Origin of the sequence: Allorhizobium pseudoryzae, assembly GCF_011046245.1 — a bacterium.
Classification (GTDB): Bacteria; Pseudomonadota; Alphaproteobacteria; order Rhizobiales; family Rhizobiaceae; genus Neorhizobium; species Neorhizobium pseudoryzae.
In genome coordinates this window covers 1,690,001-1,714,342 of record NZ_CP049241.1, presented here as the reverse complement: position 1 = coordinate 1,714,342, position 24,342 = coordinate 1,690,001, and the positions used below count along the sequence as shown (strand labels likewise).

Below are 24,342 nucleotides of genomic sequence, written 5' to 3'. Positions count from 1 at the left end.
CTGTTTCCCGGGTTTGACGGAACGCGCACCGACGCACCAGTCCGGAACGCCGGTCGAGCGCAGCGTCTGGCAAGGGTTTCGCCCGCAGCCCGGTTGCACCGCGAGCCACGCTTCGACCGGTCTGCGTGCTGTCTTGTCGACCATGCCAGCCATCGCTCAGGGGCACGGGCATGGCAACGCCTGCCTCCGCTCGAAACGGCTTGAAGGGAATATGGACATGCAAAGGGACGCGATCATCAAACGGGCGTCGGACTATGCCCAAGAGGGAGAGCTTGCGGCAGATCTCGCACGCCTCGTCGCTCATCGGTCGATCAGCCAGTCGGAAGGAAAGCCGGAAGATCTGGCGGCTTATCTCACCGATGACATGCAGCCACGTCTCGCCGGCATGGGCTTTCAGACGGAAATCTCCGACAATCCCCGCAAGGGCGGTGCACCTCTTCTTCTGGCGACCCGGCACGAGGCGGACGACCTGCCGACCGTGCTGATCTATGGCCATGGCGACGTGTGCAACGGCGAGGCGCATCGGTGGCGCGAGGGCCTCGACCCCTTCCTGCTGAAGCAGGAGGGCGACCGGCTGTATGGTCGCGGCACGGCCGACAACAAGATCCAGCACCTCATCAACATCAAGGCGCTGGAGCTTCTGATCAACGCCACCGGCAGGCTGGGCTTCAACGCCAAGATCATCCTGGAAATGGCGGAGGAAACCGGCTCCTTCGGCCTGCGTGAATTCTTCGAGGCGAAGCGTGATGCGCTTTCTGCGGACGTGCTGATTGCCTCCGACGGTCCCCGTCTTGCTGCCGATACACCGACCATATTCATGGGCTCGCGCGGCGGCCTGTCCTTCGATCTCATCGTGAACCTGCGCGAGGGCGATCATCATTCCGGCAATTTTGGTGGCTTGCTGGCCGATCCGGTGATCATCCTGTCCCACGCGATTGCCGCAATCGTTGATCATCGCGGGCAGATCCAGATCCCCGAATGGCGGCCGACCAGCCTGACGCCGGACATCCGGGCGGCGCTGAAGGACCTGCCGCCACGCCGGCACGATGCCGATTGGGGCGAAGCGGATCTGACCCCTTCCGAGCGGGTGTTCGGCTGGAACTCCATGGCCGTGCTTGCCATTTCCGCCGGTAATATCGAAGCCCCGCAGAACGCCATCTCCGGTTCCGCCAAGGCCACCTGCCAGCTCCGCTTTGTCGTCGGCACCGATATGGAGGAAATCCTGCCGGCGCTCAGGCGGCATCTCGACGCCCGCGGCTTTCCCATGGTGGACGTCAGGCCCGGCCGCGGCGAAGCCTTCAAGGCAACGCGCTTCTCCCCGGATCACCCCTGGGTGACATTCGTCGAACAATCGATCGCGGCAAGTTCCGGCAAGGCACCGCATGTGCTGCCGAACCTTGCAGGTTCGCTGCCGAATGACGCCTTCACCGATATTCTGGGGCTGCCCACCGTCTGGATCCCGCATTCACACGCCGAATGCGGACAGCATGGCCCGAACGAACACGCCCTGCTGTCGATCGCCGAAGAAGGCATGCGCATCATGACGGCGCTTTTTCTCGACATCGCTGCGAATGCCCGCAGGCTGAAGACGATGCGCTGACGACAATAGCGGCAATATGCCGGCAACCACGCACCACCTGCAGACCCTGTGGTCTGCTTCCGGGACAGCCGCGAGCCCGAATTGTACGTCGTCGTACACATATTCTCGATGCACAGCCGGATTGTGGCTGTTACCATGTGACTCGTGACATTGCGTCACGAATGGCCTGAGCGAATGCGATCGGTTCGGCAAGAATTGAGGTTGCTGTCCGTGAGTTCATCACACATTCCGCTGATAACCGATCGGCCTGCCTTCGCCGGGGCGGGAAAATCATCCTGTTTATGACAGGATGATTTTCTTTTCTTGTTGCATGCATCACCAAGTAACATTCTATAGTGGTATCCCGTTATGAATGTAAAAGCGCGTGGACTGCATGATTCAGCCGGAACAGCCGCCTAGCCAGACAATGAAACGAGGTCGAGGACGTCCGAAAACACACAGTGACGAAGAACGACTGTGCTCGATCATTGAAACGGCACGGCGAACATTTGCCGAACTGGGCCTTGTGCGCACGACGACGGACATCGTCGCAAGCCGCTGTCGCATCTCCAAACAAACGCTCTACCGCCTTTTTCCAAGTAAGAACGATCTTTTTCTGGCCGTCGTTGTCGCCCATCGTCAGATGATGCTTGATTTGCCGCGCCCTCCGGAGGAGGACGAGCCCCTTGAGGCGGTGATCAGCAAGATCTTCATGATCGACATCGATCCGGAAACGGAACGCGAGCGCGACGCCTTCATCCGGATCGTGATGCTCGAGTCGCCTCAAGTGCCGGAACTCGCCGATATCCTACACCGCGAAGGGCCGGAAACGGCACGGCGGCAACTGGCCGCGTGGTTGAAACAGGAAATCGCGCGCGGAAAAATGCATCTTGATGATCCGATGGCCGGCGCGCGGATGCTTCTTGATCTCATGTTCGGTGCCGGTGGCCCGAGGGGTTGGGAAAACCTGGAAGAGCGTCGCCATCACATGCGCCACGCGATCAATCTTTTCGTTCGCGGCACACGCCCCGCCTGAAGCCCGTGTGCCAATGCGGGAAAGAGGCCCTTAGAATGCGGCCATCGTTAAACTCAGAACAAAATCTGACTGAAAATCTTTCCGGCCGGGCAAGTATTTCCTGACAAGTTGTCCACGTGACCACCAGTTCGGAACCGGACCGATGAACGTTCGAGAAGAAAGCGCGGCTGAACGCGCCATGACGATGCGCGCATGCTGCCTCCTGATGGAACGCGGCAGTCTCAACCCCGACGACATGGCAAAGATCCTCGGCAAATGGACCGGCGGCGGCTACAGGATGGAGCGCCTGCTGATCTCGGAACGGCTGGTGAGCGCCCGCAGCTATTACCAGGCGCTTGCCGAAGCCAACGATCTGCCCTTCATCGATCTGACCCAGGAGCCTTGCGACCCGGCGCTGCTCAAGGCCGGAGACCGAAACGATTACACCCGTCTCTCCCTGCTGCCCTGGCGCAGGCAGGATGGCGTCACCCTCATCGCCACCACCGAACTCGGCGAGGCACAGCGGCACTGGGCGATCGAACGTTTCGGCAAGAGGGGCTTTGCCTTCCTCCTCACCTCGTCTTTCGATATCCTTTGGGAAACGCAGCGCCAGTTCCGGGACAGCGATGACCGCACCGCGCGCGAAGACCTCTGCAACACCCGACCGCTTCTGTCTGCCCGAACCACATTCACCAGAGCCCAGGCCCTGGTTCTTGCGGTGCTCTTCCTGCTGACCACCGCGGCGCTGATTGTCAGCCCCCACGCAACCCTGATGGTTGCGGGTGTGGTGGTGACCGTGCTCTACACCGCCTCCTTTGTCTTCAAGTTCATCCTGACACTGCTGGGCGCCAACAGCGCCGTGGATAATGGCGATGGATATCCGCGCATTTGCGGAAGAGCTGCCGGCAGAAACCCTGCCTATCTATTCCGTGCTGGTGCCGATGTATCGGGAGGCGCGCGTGCTGCCGCTCCTGGTGCGGGCCTTGGAGCGGCTCGATTATCCGGCCTCCAAACTCGACATCAAGCTGGTGCTCGAGGAGGACGACGTCGACACCATCGAGGCGGCAAAGGCCATGCGCCTGCCGGCAACCTTCGAGATCGTCCGGGTGCCCGCGTCACAGCCCCGCACGAAACCAAAAGCCTGCAATTACGCCCTTCCCTTCTGCCGCGGGGAATTCGTGACCATCTACGATGCCGAAGACCAGCCGGAACCGGACCAGTTGCGGCTTGCAGTGGCGGCATTCCGGCTGGGACAGGCAGATCTCGCCTGCGTCCAGGCCCGCCTGAACTACTTCAACCGCTCGGAAAACTGGCTGACGCGTATGTTCACGCTGGAATATTCCCAGTGGTTCGATTTCTTCCTTCCCGCGCTCTCCAGGATGAGCGTTCCGATCCCGCTCGGGGGAACGTCGAACCATTTCCGCATCGACGTGCTGCGCCAGGCCGGTGCCTGGGACCCCTTCAACGTCACCGAGGATGCCGATCTGGGGGTCCGGCTTGCGCAAAGCGGCTATAGCGTCGGCGTCATCCCCTCGACCACGTTCGAGGAGGCGACGAGCGACATCCGAAGCTGGGTCAAGCAGCGATCGCGCTGGATCAAGGGCTACATGCAGACCTGGCTGGTGCATATGCGAAATCCCGTCCAGTTGTGGAGATCGCTCGGCACCGCCGGCTTTCTGAGCTTCCAGGCCTTCATCGGATTGCCGCCATTCACCGTGCTGATCAACCCGATCCTGTGGCTGATGACGCTTCTCTTTGCGGCTTCGGCGTTCGGCGTGACCGACTGGACACTGCCGCAGCCCTTCGGTGCCCTGGCCCTGTTCAATCTCATCATCGGCAATCTGCTGCTTCTCTATTTTGGCACCATTGCCTGCCTGAAGCGCGGCTTCTACGACCTCATGCCATCCGGGTTTCTGATGCCGCTCTACTGGGTGCTGCATTCGATTGCCGCCTACAAGGCACTCTGGCAATTGATCAACAATCCCCATCACTGGGAAAAGACCGAGCACGGCAAAAGCGAGATCAGTGCCCAGCTTCTGGCAAGAGCGGCCGCATGATGAACACGTCTACGTCACCGCGCCAGCCAGGCGGACCTGTGAAAGGCCTCATGCGCGATCTCGTGCTGGTTCTCGTCAGCGGCGGCCTTTTTGCCGTGATGGCCACAACCACGCTCAGGGCAACGCCGCACGATCCATGGATCGTCCCGCTGCTGGTGGTTCCGGTGCTGTGCCTGGTGGCCTCGCTGCGTCGTCTGCAGCAATCGAACTGGGGTGTGGCGGGCGCTGGTCTCCTTCTGCTTCTCACCATGTCCCATCCGCTGATGCTCTACGCCATCTCAAGCGAGCCTCGGGCGCTGGGAGCAATCGCCGCCCTGGTTCTTGCCGCGATTGCCGTCCTGGACATTCTGGAGAAACCGGATGCCGAGACGCGGATCCATCTTGGCCTGTTCCTCGCCCCGCTCGCGCTTGTCGAAGGCGGATGGCCGATCCTTCTGCCACTCGCCTTCCTCTCGCCCCTGACGGAACCGCGAGCGCGGGCGGAGATCCACGTCGCGATCGCCCTGCTGCTGGTGGCGCTTGTGCCGGCTTTGATTGTCCTATGTGCCGCTTCGGCGCTGCAACTGGTCGAGCCCGGTGGATCGACTGCGGGCTTGCTGCAGGCGATGAGCACACCATTTGCTCGGCGCGCCGCATTTGACACGTCTGCCCTCTGGGCGCTGGCGGTGACATCCCTTCCGCTTCTCGTCTTCATGCTTTTTGCCCTGCGTGAACCGGGCAACCGGAAAGGGGCGGCGGTTGTCGTGATGTTCCCCCTCCTGACGGCGGGAGTCTGCGGAGCCTTCGAAATCAATCTTTCGACCTGGACTGCAAGCCTGCTCGCACCCCTCCTTGTGTTCCTGTGGAGCAGTGGGCGCCAATGGTCCGCGCCGATGCGTATCGCGCTCTGCGTTGCCATGGCAGCAAGTGCTCTGACAGCCTGGCAATCAGATCTCCTGTGGAGCGGATCCAGCTGGCGTGAACGGCAGATGGGACAATCGTCCGGGCATCTTTCGCAGGCCTGCCCCAGAATAGGGGGCTGCCCCGCACCCCTCCTGCGCCCGACCCTGCCGCTCTCGTGACGGGGATGGCAAACACCTGAAAAAAATCTGCAACCTTTCTGGAATTTTTTCGTTAGGCCCACGGCTGGGTTTTGTCTCTTCGGCGGGATCTGGCCATTCGCGTCCTGAAAATCCGGGGCATTTCGAAGAAGAAGAGAGAGGTTCAAAGCAGCACAGTGTGTGGAATCTGCGGAGAAATACGGTTCGACGGCGCTCAGCCATCCCCCATGGTACAGGCAAGGATGATGGAGGCGATCGCGCCTCGCGGGCCTGACGGCTCCGGCATGGTGATCCATGGATCGACCGCGCTCTCGCACCGGCGCCTCTCGATCATCGATCTGTCGCAGAAGGCGCGCCAGCCGATGGTGGATGGCGAACTGGGCCTCACCATCGCGTTCAACGGCTGCATCTATAACTATCCGGAACTGCGTGCCGAACTGGAAGGCAAGGGTTACCGCTTCTTCTCGCACGGCGACACGGAAGTCATCCTGAAGGCGTGGCATGCCTGGGGCACGGCCTGTGTCGAGCGCTTCCACGGCATGTTCGCCTTCGTTATCCACGAGCGCGACACCAATCGCGTGGTGATGGCGCGCGACCGTTTCGGCATCAAACCGCTCTACCTCGCCAAGGTTGGTCGCGCCGTGCGCTTCGCCTCGTCCCTGCCGGCGCTGGTCAAGGGCGGCGAGATCGACACGTCGATCGACCGCAACGCGCTCCACCACTACATGAGTTTCCACGCCGTCGTGCCGCCGCCGCGCACCATCCTGAACGGCGTCAAGAAGCTGCCGCCGGCGACCATCCGTGTCATCGAGGCGGATGGCCGGGAGACGGACAAGGTCTACTGGAACCCGCCGCACCAGCGCGATCCGGATCTGTCCGGCCTGTCGCGCGAGGAATGGCGGGACCGGGTCCTCGACTCCCTGCGCACCGGGGTGCGGCGCCGCATGGTGGCCGACGTGCCTGTCGGTGTGCTGCTCTCCGGCGGGGTCGACTCCAGCATCATCACCGGCCTGCTTGCGGAGGAAGGCCAGAAGGACCTGATGACCTTCTCCGTCGGCTTCGAGGAAGCCAATGGCGAGAAGGGCGACGAATTCGTCTATTCCGACCTGATCGCCAAAACCTTCGGCACCGATCATCACAAGATCTTTGTGCCCTCGTCGCAACTGATGGAGGCACTTCCGGGCGTCATCGGCGCCATGTCGGAGCCGATGGTCTCCTATGACAATGTCGGCTTTTATCTGCTGGCCAAGGAAGTCTCCAAGCACATCCGCGTGGTGCAGTCCGGACAGGGCGCCGACGAGGTGTTTGCCGGTTACCACTGGTACCCGCCGCTGCAGAACTCCACGGACGTGGTGGGCGATTACGCAAAGGTCTTCTTCGACCGGTCGCATGAGGTGCTGAAAACCCAGCTCAATCCCGACTGGATCGCCGACCACGATGTAAGCCGCGAACTGGTTGCCGCGCATCTGACGCAGCCGGGTGCCGAAACGCCCGTGGATGCTGCTCTGCGCCTCGACAGCCAGGTGATGCTGGTGGACGACCCGGTGAAGCGCGTCGACAATATGACCATGGCCTGGGGGTTGGAGGCGCGCGTGCCCTTCCTCGACCACGAACTGGTCGAACTGGCAGCGAAGATCCCGCCGGAATTCAAGCTGAACGACGGCGGCAAGGGCGTGCTGAAGGACGCCGCCCGCCTTGTGGTGCCGCATGAGGTGATCGACCGCAAGAAGGGTTATTTCCCGGTTCCGCAGTTGAAATATGTCGATGGCCCCTATCTCGACATGGTGCGGGATGCGCTCACCTCGCAGGCTGCGCGCGAGCGCGGCATCTTCCGCGATGATTACCTGCAGCAGCTGTTCACCGATCCGACCGGCCACATCACGCCGCTCCAGGGATCGGAACTCTGGCAGGTCGGACTGCTCGAAATGTGGCTGCAAACCCAGGGGGTATAAGGGGTATGGCAAACAACAAGACGAGCGAACGCCTGCAGCGTTTCCGCAGCGAAAAGGCGGTGGCGCATCGGCTCAAACGCAAGCGTTTCGAATCCCTGCAGCGCACCGGTTCATCCGAGGGGGATGGGCCGGCAACGTCTGCCTGCGTGGATTGCGGCTGGGGCCGGCTGATCTTCGCGCAGACATTCGATGATGCCGGGGAACTGGTCTCGGCGCTGCGTGAAGAGGCGCCCGATCACCGGGATATCGCCGTCTACGTGGCTGATCCGCATGTGCTTCTGGCAGAAGCGCCGCAGGAGATCTTCCTTGATCCCTCCCACACCTTCCGGCTCGATCTTTCCACCTATCGGTCCGGCCGCCGCCAGCCGCGCGGCTTTTCCGTGCGCCGGCTGACATCGGAAGCGGATGCGCGGGCTGTCAACCGCATCTATGCGGCGCGCGGCATGGTTCAGGTGCGGCCGGATTTCTTCTGGTCGAACCGCGATAGTCGCGCCATCACCTATCTGGTGGCCGAAGATGAGGCGACGGGCGAGGTGATCGGCACCGTCACCGGCATCGACCATATGCGCGCCTTTTCCGATCCCGAACAGGGAACCTCGCTCTGGTGCCTGGCGGTCGATCCGCAGGCGCGCCATGCCGGCATCGGCGAAACGCTGGTGCGGCGTCTCGGCGAACACTTCAAGGCGCGCGGCGCGGCCTTCATGGATCTCTCCGTGCTGCACGACAACGAGCAGGCGATCGCGCTTTATGAAAAGCTCGGCTTCCGCCGCATCCCGGCCTTTTCCGTCAAGCGGAAGAACTCGATCAACGAACGTCTCTTTGCAAGCCCGCTGGAGGCCTACGACGCGCTAAACCCCTATGCGCGGCTGATCGTCGATGAGGCGCGGCGGCGCGGCGTGCATGTCGAGATCACCGACGCGGAAGGCGGTTTCTTTCGCCTGTCGAATGGTGGACGCTCCGTCCACTGCCGCGAGAGCCTGTCGGAACTCACCTCCGGTGTCGCCATGTCGATCTGCGACGACAAGGCGGTGACCCGCCGCGTGGTCGAGCGCGCGCGCCTGATCGTTCCGGAACAGATGACGGCAGATGATGACGAGGCGGCGCTGCAAACCTTTCTCGACAGGCACGGACGTGTCGTCGTCAAGCCGGCGCGTGGGGAACAGGGCCGCGCGGTGGCGGTGGGCCTCGCCACGCTGGACGAAGTCCGGGCTGCCATCAAAGCAGCCCGCGAGGTCTGCGACCGGGTTTTGATCGAAGCCTGCTTCGAGGGCGAGGATCTGCGGCTCGTCGTGATCGATTTCAAGCTGGTGGCAGCAGCCATCCGCCGCCCGCCGCATGTCATCGGCGATGGCCGCAGCACGGTGCGGCAGTTGATCGAGACCTTGTCCCGCCGCCGCGCTGCCGCAACCGGAGGCGAAAGCACGATCCCGATCGATTCCGAAACCGAACGCTGCCTGTCGCTCTCGGACCTGACGCTGGACGATGTTCTGGAGGAAGGCCGGGACGTTGTGGTGCGCAAGGCGGCGAACCTTCACACGGGCGGCTCGATCCACGACGTCACGGCCATCGTCCATCCGCGCCTGGTGGAGGCCGCCATCAAGGCCGCCCGGGCGATCGACATTCCGGTCGTCGGCATCGACTTCATGGTGAAAAGCCCGACCGATCCCGATTATGTCTTCATCGAAGCCAATGAACGCCCAGGCCTTGCCAACCACGAACCCCAGCCGACGGCAGAGCGGTTTCTCGACCTGTTGTTTCCCCTCTCCGGCCACCGTGCGGCCCGCAATGCGCTGGGGAAAATGTAAGCCATGACGATCGACATTGATGAAGATTACCTGCTGGACCAGCTGAAGGCCCTGCTGTCGATCAACAGTCCGACCGGCTATACGGACCAAGTGGTGATCCACTGCTCCAACGAGCTCGAGCGGCTGGGGCTTAAGCCCGAACTCACGCGCCGCGGTGCCATCCGGGCGGTGCGCCAGGGCAGCCGGCGCAAGGGCGCGCGTGCCATCGTCGCGCATGTCGATACCCTCGGCGCACAGGTGAAGGCGATCAAGGAGAATGGCCGGCTGGAACTTGTTCCGATCGGCCACTGGTCCGCCCGCTTTGCCGAGGGGGCACGCGTCACGATCTACAGCTACCACGGCACGTTTCGCGGTACGATCCTGCCGCTGAAGGCGTCGGGCCACACCTTCAACGACGAGGTGGATACGCTGCCCGTCGGTTGGCCCTATGTGGAACTGCGCATCGACGCCATCACTCGATCCACCGCGGAAACGAAGGCGCTTGGCATCGATGTCGGCGATACGGTGGCGATCGACACTGGAACCGAGTTTCTCGACAATGGCTTCATCAACTCCCGCCACCTGGACGACAAGGCGGGCGTTGCCATCATGCTGGCCGCGATCGAAGCGCTGGAGCGGACCGGCGCCAGGACACCGGTCGATACCCACTGGCTGTTCACCATCGCCGAAGAGGTGGGCGTCGGCGCCTCCTCCGTCGTTTCAGCCGAGATCGCATCCATGCTGACCGTCGATAACGGCACGACAGCGCCGGGGCAGAACTCGTCGGAATTCGGCGTTACCGTTGCGATGGCCGACCAGACAGGCCCGTTTGACTATCACCTGACGCGCAAGCTGGTGGAACTCTGCGAGGAAAAACGCATCCCCTACCAGAAGGACGTCTTCCGCTATTACCGGTCGGATTCCGCGTCTGCCCTCGAAGCGGGCCACGATATCCGCACCGCGCTCGTCACCTTCGGCGTCGATGCCTCGCATGGCTATGAGCGCATCCACAAACATGCACTCGTCTCCGTGGCGCAGCTCGTTTCCGCCTTTGCGGTCAGCCCCGTGCTGATCGGGCGTGATGTCAACGAGTTGTCGAGCGTCAAGGGTTTCACGACCCAGCCTACGGAAGAGGCCGAGCAAGGTCTGGCGGAACCGCTGATCAAAAGCCGGACACCCGAACAGCAGCGCCCCATTCGCGGAAAGCAGTCGCCGAGCGTGGTCTGAACGGAACTCCGGAGGGAACCGGCGGTTAGACGCATTGATCCCAAACAGATGAGGAGAGATGCGATGCACGTCCGAGAAATGATTTCCACCCATCCGCATGTCCGGGGCGAGACCGAGGATGCGCTGCTGCGCTGCATCGAGGAATGTTATGCCTGTGCGCAGACCTGCACCAGCTGTGCGGACGCCTGCCTGGGCGAAGAGAATACCGGCATGCTGATCCAATGCATTCGCCGGAACCTCGATTGCGCCGATCTCTGTGCCGCGACCGGCGCCATCGCCTCGCGCCGCACCGGCTCCAACACCGAAGTCATGCGCGCCGTCATCCAGGCCTGCGCCGAAGCCTGCCGTGTGTGCGGGGAGGAATGCCGCTCCCATGCCGAGATGCATGAACATTGCCGCGTCTGCGCCGATGCCTGCGAACGGTGCGAAAAGGCCTGCCGCGAAGCGCTGCCGGCCGTTCACTGACCTGGATCTGTTGGGCGCCTGCGTGGCGCCCTTCAGCCGTTCCCATCGACCTCCACCCAGCGACGGTCGCGGAACGACTGGGCCATGGCGTGGACTGCGCGTTCGATGCGCAGGCCGTCCTCGAAACCGATGACATGGCCCGGGCGACCGTCGATCACCTCCATCAGTTCCCGGCATTCGATGATCTTCAGGTCGTTGAAGCCGAGCCCATGCCCGGGCGCCGGGATGAACCGGCCATACGGCGCATGATGCGGTGCCGCCAGAATGGTGCGGAAGCCCTGATCTTCCGGACGCCCCGTCGCCTGATAGAGCTGGAACTCGTTCATCCGCTCCTGATCGAACAGGATGGAGCCGGCCGAGCCAAAGATCTGTAGCGCGATGCGGCCCTTGCGACCCCAGGCGGAGCGATTTGCCATCAGCACCGCCGACAGTCCGCTCCCAAGCCTCAGCAGAATGCTTGCCACATCGTGGTTCTCGACCGCCCGCATGCCACCCTCCTTGAGGGGGCGTTCCGCATAGGGTTTGACCATGTCTGTCACGACGCTCTCGACATGGCCGAAAAGGCAGAACAGGAGGGAGAGCGGATGCACAGCAAAATCATCCAGAGCGCCGTAACTGGAGGCGGCTTCGCTCTTCCAGTAAAAGAAGGCGGACGGGTCGGCCATGAAATCCTCGTCCATCTCGACGCGGACATGGTTGACGCTGCCGATTGCCCCTTCGTCGATCAGCCGACGGATATGGCGGATCATCGGGTTCTGGATGTAGTTGTAGCCCATCACCGCCGCTTTGCCGCTCGCTCTTGCGGCATCGCGCATGGCAATCGCATCGGCGAGCGTCGGCGCCATCGGCTTTTCGCACCACACGTGTTTGCCCGCCTGAAGCGCCGCAATCGCCATCTCCGGATGAAAGGCGTTCGGGGTGGTGATGGAGATGACGTCGATATCCGGGTTGGCGAGCAGATCCCGCCACTCTCCGGTGGAGGACGCAAAACCAAGCTCGGCAGCGCGGCGCGCCGCCAGATCCGCATTCACCTCCGCCAGCGTGACGAGCCGCGGGCGCGGCACGTCACCGAAAACGCTTGCAACATTGTTCCAGGCCAGTGCATGGCACTTGCCCATATAGCCGGTGCCAATCAGGCCCACGCCGAGTTCCCGCATGCCTTCCTCCCAGAAGCAGTTGGTTGCGACCGCTGACTAACTGGTCCGGGCAGGACCTCCTCAAGACACCGCCCGGACACCAAGGTCAGGGGTTGTCGCGCTTAAAAATCCAGTCGTGGTCCGGATGGTTCTGGAAGCGCCACTTGCGCATCGGACCGGCCATGACGTTGAGGTAATACATGTCATATCCGTAAGGCGCGCCGCACGGATGATGGCCCTTCGGCACCAGAACCACGTCACCATCGGAGACGGCCATCGTCTCGTCCAGCGAACCGTCTTCGGTGAAGACGCGCTGGAAACCGAAACCCTGCGACGGGTTGAGGCGATGGTAATAGGTCTCTTCCAGATAGGTCATCTCCGGAAAATTATCCTCGTCATGCCGGTGCGGCGGATAGGACGACCAGTTGCCCGACGGCGTGAAGACTTCGGTGACGAGCAGGCTATCCGCCACGTCGCGATCTTCCATGGCGATCGGGAAGATGTGGCGGGTGTTGGCACCCTTGCCGCGTTCGGTCAGCGTGATGCCGGCAGGGCCGATCACCTGCGCCTCGCGCCCGGGCTTGGCCGGGGCCGTGCAGATGGCGAGCGTGCAGTCGGTCGTCGCGGTCGCCGTCCAGTCGCTGCCGGCCGGCACGTAAACGCAATGCGGCGGCGTCTTTTCAAAGACGCTCATCCGGTCTCCCAGCTCGCCGAACGCCTTGCCCTGTGCTGCAACCGTCGCCTTGCCTTCGACGAGAACGAGGATCACTTCCGTCTCGCCCGTAGGCTCCGCGGCGGTCTCGCCAGCCTTCAGGTGGTAGAGGCCGAAGCCGACATAACCCCAGTTGGCACTCGCCGGCGTGATGTCATGCACCTTGCCGGTCTTGCCTTTCGGCTTGCGCAGCAGATCGCTCATTCCTCATCTCCCTTGTCGGCCTCAAGCCTGGCCTTGCGGGCGGCTTCGTCCGCCGCCGCCTGGGCTATTGTCCGGTCATACATGATCAGCAGTTCGTAGGCCGCATAGGCTGCGGCGGCGAGAAACAGCAGAGCCCATCCCGTGGAGCCGTTGTAGAGTTCCACCCCGCCCCAGGCTGCCGGCAGCACCACCGTCAGGATGCGCCGCCACAACGGCTTGAAGAAAGGGTGATGCGGGTCCAGCAGCTTCAACGGGATATCCTCCGGATGAGGTTCAAATCAGGCCTGCATCCTTGGCGAAGCCCTTCAGCGATTTCAAGCCGAGGCTCTGATATTCGTAAGGATTGCGGACATCCGGATCCTGTTCCGCCTCGATGACGATCCAGCCCTGATAGCCGTGCTCTGCGGCAAGTTTTAGAACTGGCGGAAAATTCACCCCACCTTCGGCATCGCCCGGAACGGTGAAGACACCGCGGCGCACGCCTTCGAGGAAGGAGAGCTTTTCCGTCCGCACCTGCTCGGCAATCACCGGGCGCACGTTCTTCGCGTGGATATGGCCGACGCGGTGCATGTATTTTTTTGCAACCGCCTCCGGGTTTCCGCCACCGAAATAGCAATGACCGGTGTCGAGCAGCAGCTTGGCATGCGGGCCGGTGTGCTGCATCAGAAGATCGATTTCCGCTTCGCTCTCGACCACCGTTCCCATGTGGTGATGGTAAACCAGCGCAATGCCCTGAGAGGCCGAAAATTCAGCCAGCGCCTCGACGCCTGCGCCGAATTTCGCCCAATCGGCTTCCGCCAGCTTCGGGCGGTCGGCCAGCGCTGTATCGTCAGCGCCATGGATGGCGTTCGAGGTTTCGCAGACGATGATGACCTTGCAGCCCATGGCCTTCAGCACGTCGAGGAAGGGCTGCATGGCCGCCTTTTCCTCGTCGATGCTGTTGGTGAGCAGGTTCAGCGAGTGCCAGCCGGAGACGAACTTCAGGCCGCGCGGTTCGAGGACGGATTTGAGGCCCGCCGGATCGGTCGGCAGCTTGTGGCCCTTCTCGATGCCGTCGAAACCGATCTTGGCGGTTTCGTCCAGGCACTGTTCCAGGCTGATATGCGCGCCCAGCGAACGGTCGTCATCATTGGACCAGGCAATCGGATTGGTACCGAAGAGGATCATCTTAGCTTCTTTCCTTCAGGGCAGCTTCGTAGGCGGCGCGCGCCGTGTTGACTTGTTCGCGGTTCGAGACCTCAGGCACGGCCACGTCCCACCAGTGGCCGCCGGCATCCGGTGTCGGATAGGGATCGGTATCGATGACGATCACCGTCGTCTCTGTCGCCTCGCGGGCCGCGGCAAGTGCGGTTTCAAGCTCGGAGATTGAGGAGACCTTGTGAGATTTCGCGCCCATGGCTGCCGCGTGAGCGGCAAAGTCGATCGCGATGGGGCTGACATTTGAATGGGCGTAGAGATTGTTGAACTCCGCACCACCGGTGCCCATCTGCAACCGGTTGATGCAGCCGTAACCGCGGTTGTCGGTGATGACGACGGTGATCTTCACACCCATGCCGACCGCCGTTGCCAGCTCTGAATTCATCATCATGTAGGAACCGTCGCCGACCATGACGATGACATCGCGCTCCGGCTCCGCCATCTTGATGCCGAGACCGCCGGCAATCTCGTAGCCCATGCAGGAGAAGCCGTATTCCATGTGATAGGAAAGCGGCAGCTTGGCCTTCCACAACTGGTGCAACTCGCCCGGCATGGTGCCGGCTGCGCACATCACGACCGTATTGTCGCGCGAGGCACGCTGCACGGCGCCGATCACCTGCATGTCGGTCGGCAGCGTATTGGCATCCGTCGGCGCCGCCGTCACCGCATCGGCTTTCGCAAACCAGCTTGCCTTCAGGCTCGCATCCGGCTCTTGGAAAACATGATCGCCCAGCGCGTCGGACAGCTTCTCAAGCCCGACTTTCGCATCCGCCACCAGCGGCATCGCATCGTGTTTGGCGCTGTCATAGGCCTGCACGTTGAGCGCCAGGATCTTGCGGTTCGGGTTCTTGAACAGCGCCCAGGAGCCGGTGGTGAAATCTTGGAAGCGCGTGCCGACACCGATCACCAGATCGGCCTTCTCCGAGACGATATTGGCGCTGTCGCAGCCGGTGACGCCGACCGGACCGAAGTTATAGGCATGATCCCAGGCGAGCGCGGACTTGCCGGCCTGCGTTTCCACGACCGGGATCTTGTGCTTCTCGACGAACGCCTTCAGCACTGCCGTCGCACCGGAGAAATGCACGCCGCCACCGGCGACGATCACCGGATTCTTTGCGGCCTTGATGGCCGCCACGGCAGCCTCAAGTTCCACGGCATCCGGTTCCGGGCGGCGGAAACGCCATGTCTTCCTGGCGAAGAAGCTTTCCGGATAATCGTAAGCCTCGGCTTGCACATCCTGGCAGAAGGCGAGTGTCACGGGACCACAATCAGCGGGGTCCGTCAGCACGCGCATGGCACGCGGCAGCGCCGTCAAGAGCTGCTCGGGACGCTCGATGCGATCGAAGTAGCGGCTGACCGGCTTGAAGCAGTCATTGGCCGACACGGTGCCATCACCGAAATCCTCGATCTGCTGAAGCACCGGATCGGGACCGCGATTGGCGAACACATCGCCTGGAAAGAAGAGCACCGGCAGGCGGTTGACATGCGCAAGCGCTGCCGCCGTCACCATGTTCAAGGCTCCCGGACCGATGGAGGATGTCACCGCCATGGCGCGACGGCGGCCCAGCTGCTTGGCATAGGCAATCGCCGCATGCGCCATCGACTGTTCGTTCTGGCCGCGATAGGTCGGCAGTTCGTCGCGCACGCCATAGAGCGCCTCGCCGAGACCCGCGACATTGCCATGGCCGAAGATCGCCCAGACACCGGCGATATAGGGCACGCCGTCCTCGTTCATCTGGTTGGCCAGATAGCGCGCCAACGCCTGCGCCGCCGTGAGACGGATCGTTGTCATAGAATTCCTCCACCTGTTCCCTGGACGGCTGCTGCCTTGGCCCGCGCGCCATCCCAGATCGCACACAGGCTTTTGTAACGCGCCACCATATCCTCCACGGCAGCCGCATCATCGATCTGGCCGGCCAGCCACTGGCGCGCCGCATCGCCAAAGATGGTACGGCCGACCGCAAAACCCTTCACCAGATCGAAACCCGCGGCAAGCACGAAGCTCTCCTCAAGCTCCGCCTGCGAGGCATCGAGACCCAGCACGACAATGCCGCGCGTATAGGCATCATGCTGCTCCACGGCAGCACAGGCATTCGCCCAGGCAGCCTTCGTCTTCATCGGCTCCAGCTTCCACCAGTCGGGATAGACGCCGATTTCGTAGAAGCGATTGATGATCGCGGCCGTCGTTTCGTCATCAACGGGACCGACCTTGGACGGAATGACCTCCAACAGGAATTCCAGACGATTGCGGCGCGACGCTTCGAACAGGCGCTTCACCGTTTCCTCTTGGCGCTCCTTCATCTCGGCGGTATCGTCGGGATGGTAGAAGCAGAGCACCTTCGCCACATGTTCCGCGGCCCATTCGCCCAGCCCGCCGCAATCGAGCCCCAGCTCCGGCTCCAGCGTTAGCGGGCGCGAACCCGGCCATTCGGCGGGACGGCCGATCCACAACCCGGTACCAGCTGCAGCGTACAAAGCTTCCTTGCCCAGGCGGCCATCGCAGAGAATGCCGTAACCGCTCTGCCCGCCGGCCACGGCGGTGGCCGCCCGCAAGCAGAGCTTCTTGAAGGCGCCGATCCGATCCGTCGGCACACCCGCCTCTTCCGCCATGGCTTCCAGCTGCAGGCGGTGATCGAAGGCGAAGACCCGCATGGTCGACCAGTCGCCCTTGCGATTCGTCGACCAGTGGACCTGTTCGAGGTCCGCATCCTTCCGCAGCGCCTTGTTCTTGATGCCGGCTTTGAAGAAATATTGCAGCTCTTCCCAGCTGGGATAGGCTGGCGTGCAGCCGTGACGCGAGACGGCAAAGGCGCCGCAGGCATTCGCGTATTTCAGTGCCGTCGGCCAGTCCTCGCCGGTCAGCCAGCCCTTCAGCAGGCCGGCCATGAAGCCATCGCCGGCGCCCAGCACGTTGAACACTTCGATCGGAAAACCGGGTCCGGTCTGCCCCTTGTCGAGACTGTCCGGGATTTCGCCTTCGAAAACGGCGGCCCCCATCGGCCCGCGCTTGCAGACCAGCGCCGCATTCGAGACCTTGCGCACGGCGCGCAGCGCCTCCAGCGTATCGGTCGAGCCGCCGGCAATGTGGAACTCCTCCTCCGTGCCGACGATCAGGTCGAACAGATGCAGCGTGCTCTGCAGCTTGGCGGTCACCTTGGCAGATTCGACAAAACGGCTTTCGCCGTCGCCATGGCCCGCCACACCCCAGAGGTTCGGGCGATAATCGATATCGAGCGCCGTCTTCGCACCATTGTCACGCGCCAGCCGCAGCGCCTTCATGACAGCCGCTTCCGTGCGCGGATGCGACAGGTGCGTGCCGGTCACGGTCACACAGCGCGAGTCGGCGATGAAAGCCGGATCGATGTCGTCTTCGCAGAGCGCCATGTCGGCGCAGTTTTCACGGTAGAAGATCAGCGGAAACTGGTTCTCGTCGCGGATGCCAAGCAGAACCAGCGCCGTCAGGCGTTCCGGGTCCGTCACCACGCCGCGCACATCCACACCTTCGCGCACCAGCTGCTCGCGGATGAAGCGACCCATATGCTCGTCACCGACACGCGTGATGACCGCGCTCTTCAGGCCAAGCCGGGCCGCACCCGCGGCAATATTGGTCGGCGAGCCGCCGATATATTTGTTGAAGGAGTTCATGTCCTCCAGCCGGCCACCCACCTGCGCGCCGTAAAGGTCCACGGACGAACGTCCGATCGTGATCAGGTCCAGCGATGTCATCAGTCCTCCCTCGCCCGCTCATCTCCCTGAGCCGGCGGCCTTGCGCTCTCGTTCTTATCGGATCCCTGGCGCGATAAAATGAACTATATATTCTATTTTTTGGTGTTTCAACACAAACATTCAGCCGTTGCCGTGGCGGGTGCCGATCGCCACCGACAGTGCGATCGCCAGACAGAGCGTGGCAGAGAGCGAGCGGAAGGCGCCGAAATCCACCTCGGAGACCGTCAGCAGGTTAACATTCAGCTTGCGGAGCGGGCTGACGACGCGGTCCGTCAGCGCCACCACCGGAATGCCGTTGCGGCTGGCTGTTTCCACCAGTTCCATCGTCTCCGGCGAATTGGGCGAGAAGGTGATGGCAAGCAGCGCATCCCCCGGACGAACTGCATTAAAACTGTCCAGTCGACCCGTCACGCTGTGCAGCATGGCCGGCACTTCCATCTTTTCCAGCGCATAGGCAATGTAACTCGCCACAGGGAAGGACCGCCGGAGGCCGATGATATGGATGAGATTGGCCTTTGCGAGCGTCTCCACCGCCTGGTCGAGACTATCGGTATCCACAGTCTGCAGCAGGCTTTCGAGCGAGGCGCGGCCCGCTTCGATGAATTCCGCCAAGAGCAGCGACGGGCTCCCCTCGCCTTTTTCGCGCAGATGATCGAGACGCGTCGTATAGTCCGGCCAGCCGCCGACATAACTGTCGCGGAACAGTCGCTGCATGTCCGAATAGCCGGAAAAGCCCATGATCTGGCAAAACCGCATGAAGGCCGATGGCTGCACGCCCGCACCCTCCGCCATCTCGGCGACCGTTGAAACGGCAATCCGGTCATTGTTGGCCGCCACGTACTCGGCACACTGCTTCAACCGCTTCGGCAGGCTGGCGGATACGCCGAGCAACCGGTCCTCGAACTCCTTGATCGTGGATGGAGGACCTGCCTCGCTCATGATGCCGCTTCCTTTTTCCGCGCTTGACATGAATAGCATCACAATCTAGCCAAATGGAACATATATTCCAAACGCTGATTTTCCACCGGCAGAGGAGAACCTGGTTCACCAGTGGAAAACCATCCCAAAACCTTCTGGAGGAGATCCCCATGGTGACGCGACTGGCCCTGCTCGGTGCAGGACGTATCGGCAAGGTGCATGCAAAGGCGATTGCAACGGACCCGCGTGCAAAACTGGTGGCCGTGGTGGATGCCATGCAGGCCGCGGCACAAGCGATTGCCGACGAGGCCGGCTGCAAGGTCAGCACCATCGAGGCGGTCCTGGCGGACAAGGACATCGATGCCGTCATCATCTGCACGCCGACCAACACCCATGCAGACCTGATCGAGAAATTCGCCCGGGCCGGCAAGGCGATCTTCTGCGAAAAGCCGATCGATCTCGATGTCGCCCGCGCGCAAGCCTGCATCGATGTGGTGAAGGAAACCGGCGCCAAGGTCATGCTCGGCTTCAATCGCCGCTTTGATCCGCATTTCCAGGCGGTTCGTGCCGAAATCGACAAGGGCACCATCGGCAAGGTGGAGATGGTGACGATCACCAGCCGCGATCCCGGCGCACCACCGGTTGAGTATATCAAGGTCTCCGGCGGCATCTTCCGCGACATGACCATCCACGATCTCGACATGGCGCGTTTCCTGCTCGGCGAAGACATCACGTCCGTCTTCGCAACCGGTGCCGTCCTGGTCGATCCGAAGATCGGCGAAGCCGGCGATTACGATTCGGCCAGCCTCATCCTCACCACGGCCAGCGGTCGCCAGGCGGTGATCTCCAACTCCCGCCGCGCCACCTATGGCTATGACCAGCGCATCGAGGTGCATGGTTCGCTGGGCTCGGTCGCCGCCGAAAACCAGCGTCCGGTCTCGATCGAAGTCGCCAACAAGGACGGTTACACCCGCCCGCCGCTGCATGATTTCTTCATGACCCGCTACACGGCAGCCTATGCCGCGGAAATCGCCGCCTTCATCGATACGGTGGAAAAGGGCGCCGCCGCATCCCCCTCCGCGGAAGATGGCCTGATCGCACTCAAGCTCGCGGATGCGGCGCTGAAATCCGCAAAGACCGGCGCTGCCGTCGGCCTCTGAGCTGCCTCGGCCAAGCCGCGTATCGAAGCGTTCAAAAGGTTGGCGGCGTGCAGGCGCTGATCACCTCGCACGGCACAGGGCCCACGCAGCGAAAGCGGTGAGGCCTGCGGCTTTCGAAATAATAGGCGTCGCCGGGTCCCAGGATCCGGCGCTCGTCATCGACGGTCACCTCCAGGCGACCGGACAGCACGATGCCGCCCTCTTCGCCATCATGCACTAGCGGCACTTTTCCCGTATCCGCCCCCGGCTGGTAACATTCCTTCAGGATCTGCAGGCTGCGGCCGAACAGGTTGTCGCCCACCTGCCGGAAGGAGATCTTGCCCTTGCCGATCTCCACCAGTTCCTCCGCCGCATAGAATGCCTTCTTCGACCGCTCCGGCTCGAAGGCAAAGAACTCCGCAAGGCCGATCGGAATACCATCCAGAATGCGCTTCAAGGCGCCCACCGAAGGGTTCGAGGCGTTGGATTCGATCAGCGAAATGGTGGAATTCGTCACGCCCGCCCGTTTGGCGAGTTCCCGCTGGGAGAGCTTGTTGGCAAGCCGCACATGCCGCAACCGATTGCCGATATCGACACTCATCGTCTTGCCCTGTTGCACCTGTTCGAAATTCCGCAAACAGTGCCTTCTCATAACAGATATTTCAAGGCGTTACCCGCCAACAGAAAAGGACTTGTTGCCCGTCTAAAAATAACTGACACCTGTTGCATCAAACTCAAGGGGACCCTCCGATCATGGACCACTCTTCCAACAGCAACATGCCGCCGCTCGACAATTTCTGGATGCCGTTTACGGCCAACCGCCAGTTCAAGGCGTCGCCGCGCCTGCTCGCCGAAGCCGAGGGCATGTATTACACCGATATCGACGGCAAGAAGGTGCTGGATGGGACAGCGGGTCTCTGGTGCGTCAACGCCGGTCATGGCCGCAAGCGTATTGCCGAAGCGGTCGAACGTCAGCTGCGCACGCTGGATTTTGCCCCGACCTTCCAGATGGGCCATCCGATCGCCTTCGATTTCGCCGCCAGGCTTGCCAAGATGGCGCCGGGTGGCCCGGAGGCGGGTCTTGACCGCGTCTTCTTTACCGGTTCGGGTTCGGAATCCGTAGATACGGCGCTGAAGATCGCGATCGCCTATCAGCGCGCCATCGGCCAGGGCACCCGCACCCGCATCATCGGCCGTGAGAAGGGTTACCACGGCGTCGGTTTCGGCGGCATTTCGGTGGGCGGTCTCGTCAACAACCGCCGTGTTTTCCCGCAGATCCCGGCCGACCACATGCGCCACACGCTGGACATCGAGCGCAACGCCTTTTCCAAAGGCCTGCCGCCGCACGGTCTCGATCTCGCCGAAGACCTGGAACGGCTGGTGCAGTTGCATGGCCATGAGACGATTGCCGCCGTGATCGTCGAGCCGCTTTCCGGTTCGGCCGGCGTCATCGTACCGCCGAAGGGCTATCTCGAGCGCCTGCGCGCCATCTCGGAAAAATACGGCATCCTGCTGATCTTCGACGAAGTCATCACCGGCTTCGGCCGCCTCGGCACGCCCTTTGCCACCGATTATTTCGGTGTGGTGCCGGATCTCGTCACCACCGCCAAGGGCCTGACCAATGGCGCAATCCCGATGGGCGCGGTCTTTGCGAGCCGCAAGGTCCATGATGGCCTGATGCACGGTCCGGACAACGCGATCGAACTCTTCCACGGCTACACCTATTCCGGCCACCCGGTCGCCAGCGCCGCCGGCATCGCGACGCTCGAAATCTACGAAGAGGAAGGCCTCCTCACGCGAGGTGCAGAACTTGAGGAAACCTGGCAGAGCGCGTTGCACAGCTTGAAGGACCATCCCAACGTCATCGACGTCCGCAATCTCGGCCTTGTCGGCGCCATCGAGCTCAAACCCCGCGACGGCGCGCCCGGCACGCGCGCCTACGACGTCTTCGTCGATTGCTTCAAGAAGGGCCTGCTCATCCGGGTGACCGGGGACGTGATCGCCCTCTCCCCGCCTCTGATCATCGAGCAGCACCAGATCGAAACCATCGTTTCGATGATCGGGGACTCGCTGAAGCTTGCGGTGTGAGGAAGCGGGCCGGGGCGGGCATGGTCTCCCCGGCTCTGATCATCGACGGCGGACTGGTTTGCGGTGTTCGGGCAACGCAAAAAGCCCCGCGATTTTTGGATCGCGGGGCTTTATTGGATGTTTGGTTGCGGGGGCAGGATTTGAACCTGCGGCCTTCAGGTTATGAGCCTGACGAGCTACCGGGCTGCTCCACCCCGCGTTATGTATGAGCTTGCCTTGGCGTTTTGCCTGGCGTAGCGGGCTGGGCTGCCCGGCATTTTTTTGTTTGTTCTTCCTCGCGCATTTTGGTGCGCTGCGGGAGAACGGGTCTGCTCCACCCCGCGTTAATTTTGGGTGTCGTTTTGTGCGGCGCGTTGCGACCCATTGTGATGTTGTGTTGGGTCGGTTTGATTGTTTGTGAGAAGATTTTGTATTGCCTTTAGCAGACCTGGCAGCGACCTACTCTCCCGCGTCTTGAGACGAAGTACCATTGGCGCAGGGGCGTTTCACGGCCGTGTTCGGAATGGGAACGGGTGCAGCCGCCCCGCCATGACCACCAGGTCAGCTAAGGGCAATGTATCCGGCGCGGTTTGGCGCCGGATTGTTTGAGAAGCTGGATTTTGAGCGAATAGGGATTAGCGAATAGCGAATAGTTTTTCGCGTTTGCTTTTCTTTTATCGCTGGATTTGAACACGTCTTTGGCTTGAAGAGCGTCAGGATGTTGCGATGTCTATTCGCCACATCCTATTCGCTATTCGCTCATTTTGTGATGAGCATTGTCAATGGGAACGATGAAGTCGATCGGGCTATTAGTAAGGCTAAGCTTCATGCATTGCTGCACGTCCACACGCCTCCTATCAACGTGGTCGTCTTCCACGGCCCTGATAGGGAATACTCGTTTTCAGGTGGGTTTCCCGCTTAGATGCCTTCAGCGGTTATCCCTTCCATATATAGCTACCCTGCTATGCCGTTGGCACGACAACAGGTCCACCAGAGATATGTCCATCCCGGTCCTCTCGTACTAGGGACAGATCCTGTCAATATTCCTACACCCACGGCAGATAGGGACCGAACTGTCTCACGACGTTCTGAACCCAGCTCACGTACCGCTTTAATTGGCGAACAGCCAAACCCTTGGGACCTGCTCCAGCCCCAGGATGCGATGAGCCGACATCGAGGTGCCAAACAACCCCGTCGATATGGACTCTTGGGGGTCATCAGCCTGTTATCCCCGGCGTACCTTTTATCCGTTGAGCGATGGCCCTTCCACGCGGGACCACCGGATCACTATGACCGACTTTCGTCTCTGCTCGACTTGTCAGTCTCGCAGTCAGGCGGGCTTATGCCATTGCACTCGACGAGCGATTTCCGACCGCTCTGAGCCCACCATCGCGCGCCTCCGTTACTCTTTCGGAGGCGACCGCCCCAGTCAAACTACCCACCATACACTGTCCCGGGCCCGGATAACGGGTCGCGGTTAGACATCCATGACGATAAGGGTGGTATTTCAAGGATGGCTCCACAGAGACTGGCGTCCCTGCTTCAAAGCCTACCACCTATCCTACACATGCCGACACGAATGCCAGTGTAAAGCTATAGTAAAGGTGCACGGGGTCTTTCCGTCTGACCGCAGGAACCCCGCATCTTCACGGGGAATTCAATTTCACTGAGTCTCTGCTGGAGACAGCGGGGAAGTCGTTACGCCATTCGTGCAGGTCGGAACTTACCCGACAAGGAATTTCGCTACCTTAGGACCGTTATAGTTACGGCCGCCGTTTACTGGGGCTTCGATTCAAAGCTTGCACCTCTCCTCTTAACCTTCCAGCACCGGGCAGGCGTCAGACCCTATACGTCGTCTTACAGACTTCGCAGAGCCCTGTGTTTTTGATAAACAGTCGCTACCCCCTGGTCTGTGCCACCCCACAAAAGTTGCCTCAAGTGGGGTCACGCTTCTTCCGAAGTTACGCGTGCAATTTGCCGAGTTCCTTCAGCAGAGTTCTCTCAAGCGCCTTGGTATACTCTACCTGACCACCTGTGTCGGTTTCGGGTACGGTCTATAATGGTGGTGCTATTTCCTGGAACCATTTCCTCGCCCGTTCAATCCAATAAGAACGAACAAGTTAC

Annotated in this window: 18 protein-coding genes, 1 tRNA gene, 2 rRNA genes and 1 pseudogene (1 of these 22 running past the window's edge); 11 read left to right on the top strand and 11 right to left on the bottom strand. The window is 61.7% G+C overall.

Annotated elements, in window-relative coordinates; genetic code table 11:
• The first annotated feature begins 217 nt into the window (after window positions 1-217).
• From G6N78_RS08290 to G6N78_RS08255, 9 genes and pseudogenes are all read left to right on the top strand, one after another.
• Entirely contained in the window at window positions 218-1,600 is a 1,383-nt protein-coding gene (locus G6N78_RS08290; RefSeq protein WP_165217339.1) for a M20 family metallopeptidase, read from the top strand.
• A 373-nt stretch (window positions 1,601-1,973) separates the two neighbouring features.
• Complete coding sequence (locus G6N78_RS08285; RefSeq protein WP_165217337.1) at window positions 1,974-2,615, top strand: TetR/AcrR family transcriptional regulator; 642 nt, start codon at window positions 1,974-1,976, stop codon at window positions 2,613-2,615.
• A 142-nt stretch (window positions 2,616-2,757) separates the two neighbouring features.
• Window positions 2,758-3,144 (top strand): annotated as a pseudogene (locus G6N78_RS26025) (GspE/PulE/PilB domain-containing protein); the annotation flags it as partial.
• Between the two features lie 322 nt (window positions 3,145-3,466).
• On the top strand, window positions 3,467-4,651 hold the full coding sequence (locus G6N78_RS25705; protein ID WP_206531623.1) for a glycosyltransferase family 2 protein: 1,185 nt from the start codon (window positions 3,467-3,469) through the stop codon (window positions 4,649-4,651).
• Window positions 4,648-5,712: a hypothetical protein gene (locus tag G6N78_RS08275; RefSeq protein WP_165217328.1), complete on the top strand. Its 1,065-nt coding sequence runs from the start codon at window positions 4,648-4,650 to the stop codon at window positions 5,710-5,712. The genes G6N78_RS25705 and G6N78_RS08275 overlap by 4 nt, the downstream gene beginning before the upstream one ends.
• Window positions 5,713-5,867: 155 nt before the next feature.
• Window positions 5,868-7,643, top strand: coding sequence for an N-acetylglutaminylglutamine amidotransferase (locus G6N78_RS08270; protein ID WP_165217326.1), 1,776 nt, complete (start codon window positions 5,868-5,870; stop codon window positions 7,641-7,643).
• Window positions 7,644-7,648: 5 nt separating this feature from the next.
• Window positions 7,649-9,448, top strand: a complete 1,800-nt coding sequence (gene ngg / locus G6N78_RS08265) for an N-acetylglutaminylglutamine synthetase (protein WP_165217324.1) — start codon at window positions 7,649-7,651, stop codon at window positions 9,446-9,448.
• A 3-nt stretch (window positions 9,449-9,451) separates the two neighbouring features.
• Entirely contained in the window at window positions 9,452-10,654 is a 1,203-nt protein-coding gene (locus G6N78_RS08260; protein ID WP_165217322.1) for an osmoprotectant NAGGN system M42 family peptidase, read from the top strand.
• Between the two features lie 63 nt (window positions 10,655-10,717).
• Window positions 10,718-11,119 carry a four-helix bundle copper-binding protein gene (locus tag G6N78_RS08255; RefSeq protein ID WP_165217320.1) on the top strand — a complete coding sequence of 134 codons (402 nt, stop codon included), beginning with the start codon at window positions 10,718-10,720 and terminating at the stop codon, window positions 11,117-11,119.
• A gap of 32 nt (window positions 11,120-11,151) precedes the next feature.
• On the opposite strand, the gene G6N78_RS08250 is transcribed toward G6N78_RS08255, so the two are convergent.
• The 7 genes from G6N78_RS08250 to G6N78_RS08220 form a co-directional block, all read right to left on the bottom strand.
• Window positions 11,152-12,276, bottom strand: coding sequence for a Gfo/Idh/MocA family protein (locus G6N78_RS08250; RefSeq protein WP_165217318.1), 1,125 nt, complete (start codon window positions 12,274-12,276; stop codon window positions 11,152-11,154).
• Window positions 12,277-12,361: 85 nt separating this feature from the next.
• Window positions 12,362-13,171, bottom strand: a complete 810-nt coding sequence (gene iolB, locus G6N78_RS08245) for a 5-deoxy-glucuronate isomerase (RefSeq protein ID WP_165217316.1) — start codon at window positions 13,169-13,171, stop codon at window positions 12,362-12,364.
• On the bottom strand, window positions 13,168-13,422 hold the full coding sequence (locus tag G6N78_RS08240; protein ID WP_165217314.1) for a hypothetical protein: 255 nt from the start codon (window positions 13,420-13,422) through the stop codon (window positions 13,168-13,170). Before G6N78_RS08240 ends, iolB begins: the two co-directional genes overlap by 4 nt.
• A 22-nt stretch (window positions 13,423-13,444) precedes the next feature.
• Complete coding sequence (gene iolE / locus G6N78_RS08235) at window positions 13,445-14,338, bottom strand: myo-inosose-2 dehydratase (RefSeq protein ID WP_165217312.1); 894 nt, start codon at window positions 14,336-14,338, stop codon at window positions 13,445-13,447.
• A 1-nt stretch (window position 14,339) separates the two neighbouring features.
• Window positions 14,340-16,160 (bottom strand): 3D-(3,5/4)-trihydroxycyclohexane-1,2-dione acylhydrolase (decyclizing), encoded by a 1,821-nt coding sequence (iolD, locus tag G6N78_RS08230; RefSeq protein WP_165217310.1) that lies wholly within the window; start codon window positions 16,158-16,160, stop codon window positions 14,340-14,342.
• Window positions 16,157-18,094: a bifunctional 5-dehydro-2-deoxygluconokinase/5-dehydro-2-deoxyphosphogluconate aldolase gene (locus G6N78_RS08225; RefSeq protein ID WP_165217308.1), complete on the bottom strand. Its 1,938-nt coding sequence runs from the start codon at window positions 18,092-18,094 to the stop codon at window positions 16,157-16,159. Before G6N78_RS08225 ends, iolD begins: the two co-directional genes overlap by 4 nt.
• 120 nt (window positions 18,095-18,214) lie before the next feature.
• Window positions 18,215-19,033: a MurR/RpiR family transcriptional regulator gene (locus G6N78_RS08220; RefSeq protein WP_165217306.1), complete on the bottom strand. Its 819-nt coding sequence runs from the start codon at window positions 19,031-19,033 to the stop codon at window positions 18,215-18,217.
• Window positions 19,034-19,182: 149 nt separating this feature from the next.
• Here G6N78_RS08220 and iolG point away from each other — a divergent pair, with 149 nt between their 5' ends.
• Window positions 19,183-20,172 carry an inositol 2-dehydrogenase gene (gene iolG / locus G6N78_RS08215; protein WP_165217304.1) on the top strand — a complete coding sequence of 330 codons (990 nt, stop codon included), beginning with the start codon at window positions 19,183-19,185 and terminating at the stop codon, window positions 20,170-20,172.
• A gap of 31 nt (window positions 20,173-20,203) precedes the next feature.
• Here the strand turns inward: iolG and G6N78_RS08210 are convergent, their stop codons facing one another.
• On the bottom strand, window positions 20,204-20,752 hold the full coding sequence (locus tag G6N78_RS08210) for a cupin domain-containing protein (protein WP_165221505.1): 549 nt from the start codon (window positions 20,750-20,752) through the stop codon (window positions 20,204-20,206).
• Between the two features lie 152 nt (window positions 20,753-20,904).
• On the opposite strand from G6N78_RS08210, the gene aptA reads away from it, so the two are divergent.
• Window positions 20,905-22,239: an omega-aminotransferase AptA gene (gene aptA / locus G6N78_RS08205; protein ID WP_165217302.1), complete on the top strand. Its 1,335-nt coding sequence runs from the start codon at window positions 20,905-20,907 to the stop codon at window positions 22,237-22,239.
• A 122-nt stretch (window positions 22,240-22,361) separates the two neighbouring features.
• On the opposite strand, the gene G6N78_RS08200 is transcribed toward aptA, so the two are convergent.
• The 3 genes from G6N78_RS08200 to G6N78_RS08190 form a co-directional block, all read right to left on the bottom strand.
• Window positions 22,362-22,438 (bottom strand) — tRNA-Met (locus tag G6N78_RS08200).
• Between the two features lie 226 nt (window positions 22,439-22,664).
• Window positions 22,665-22,779: ribosomal RNA gene (gene rrf / locus G6N78_RS08195) — 5S ribosomal RNA — on the bottom strand.
• A gap of 227 nt (window positions 22,780-23,006) precedes the next feature.
• Window positions 23,007-24,342: ribosomal RNA gene (locus G6N78_RS08190) — 23S ribosomal RNA — on the bottom strand; it runs 1,550 nt beyond the window's last position.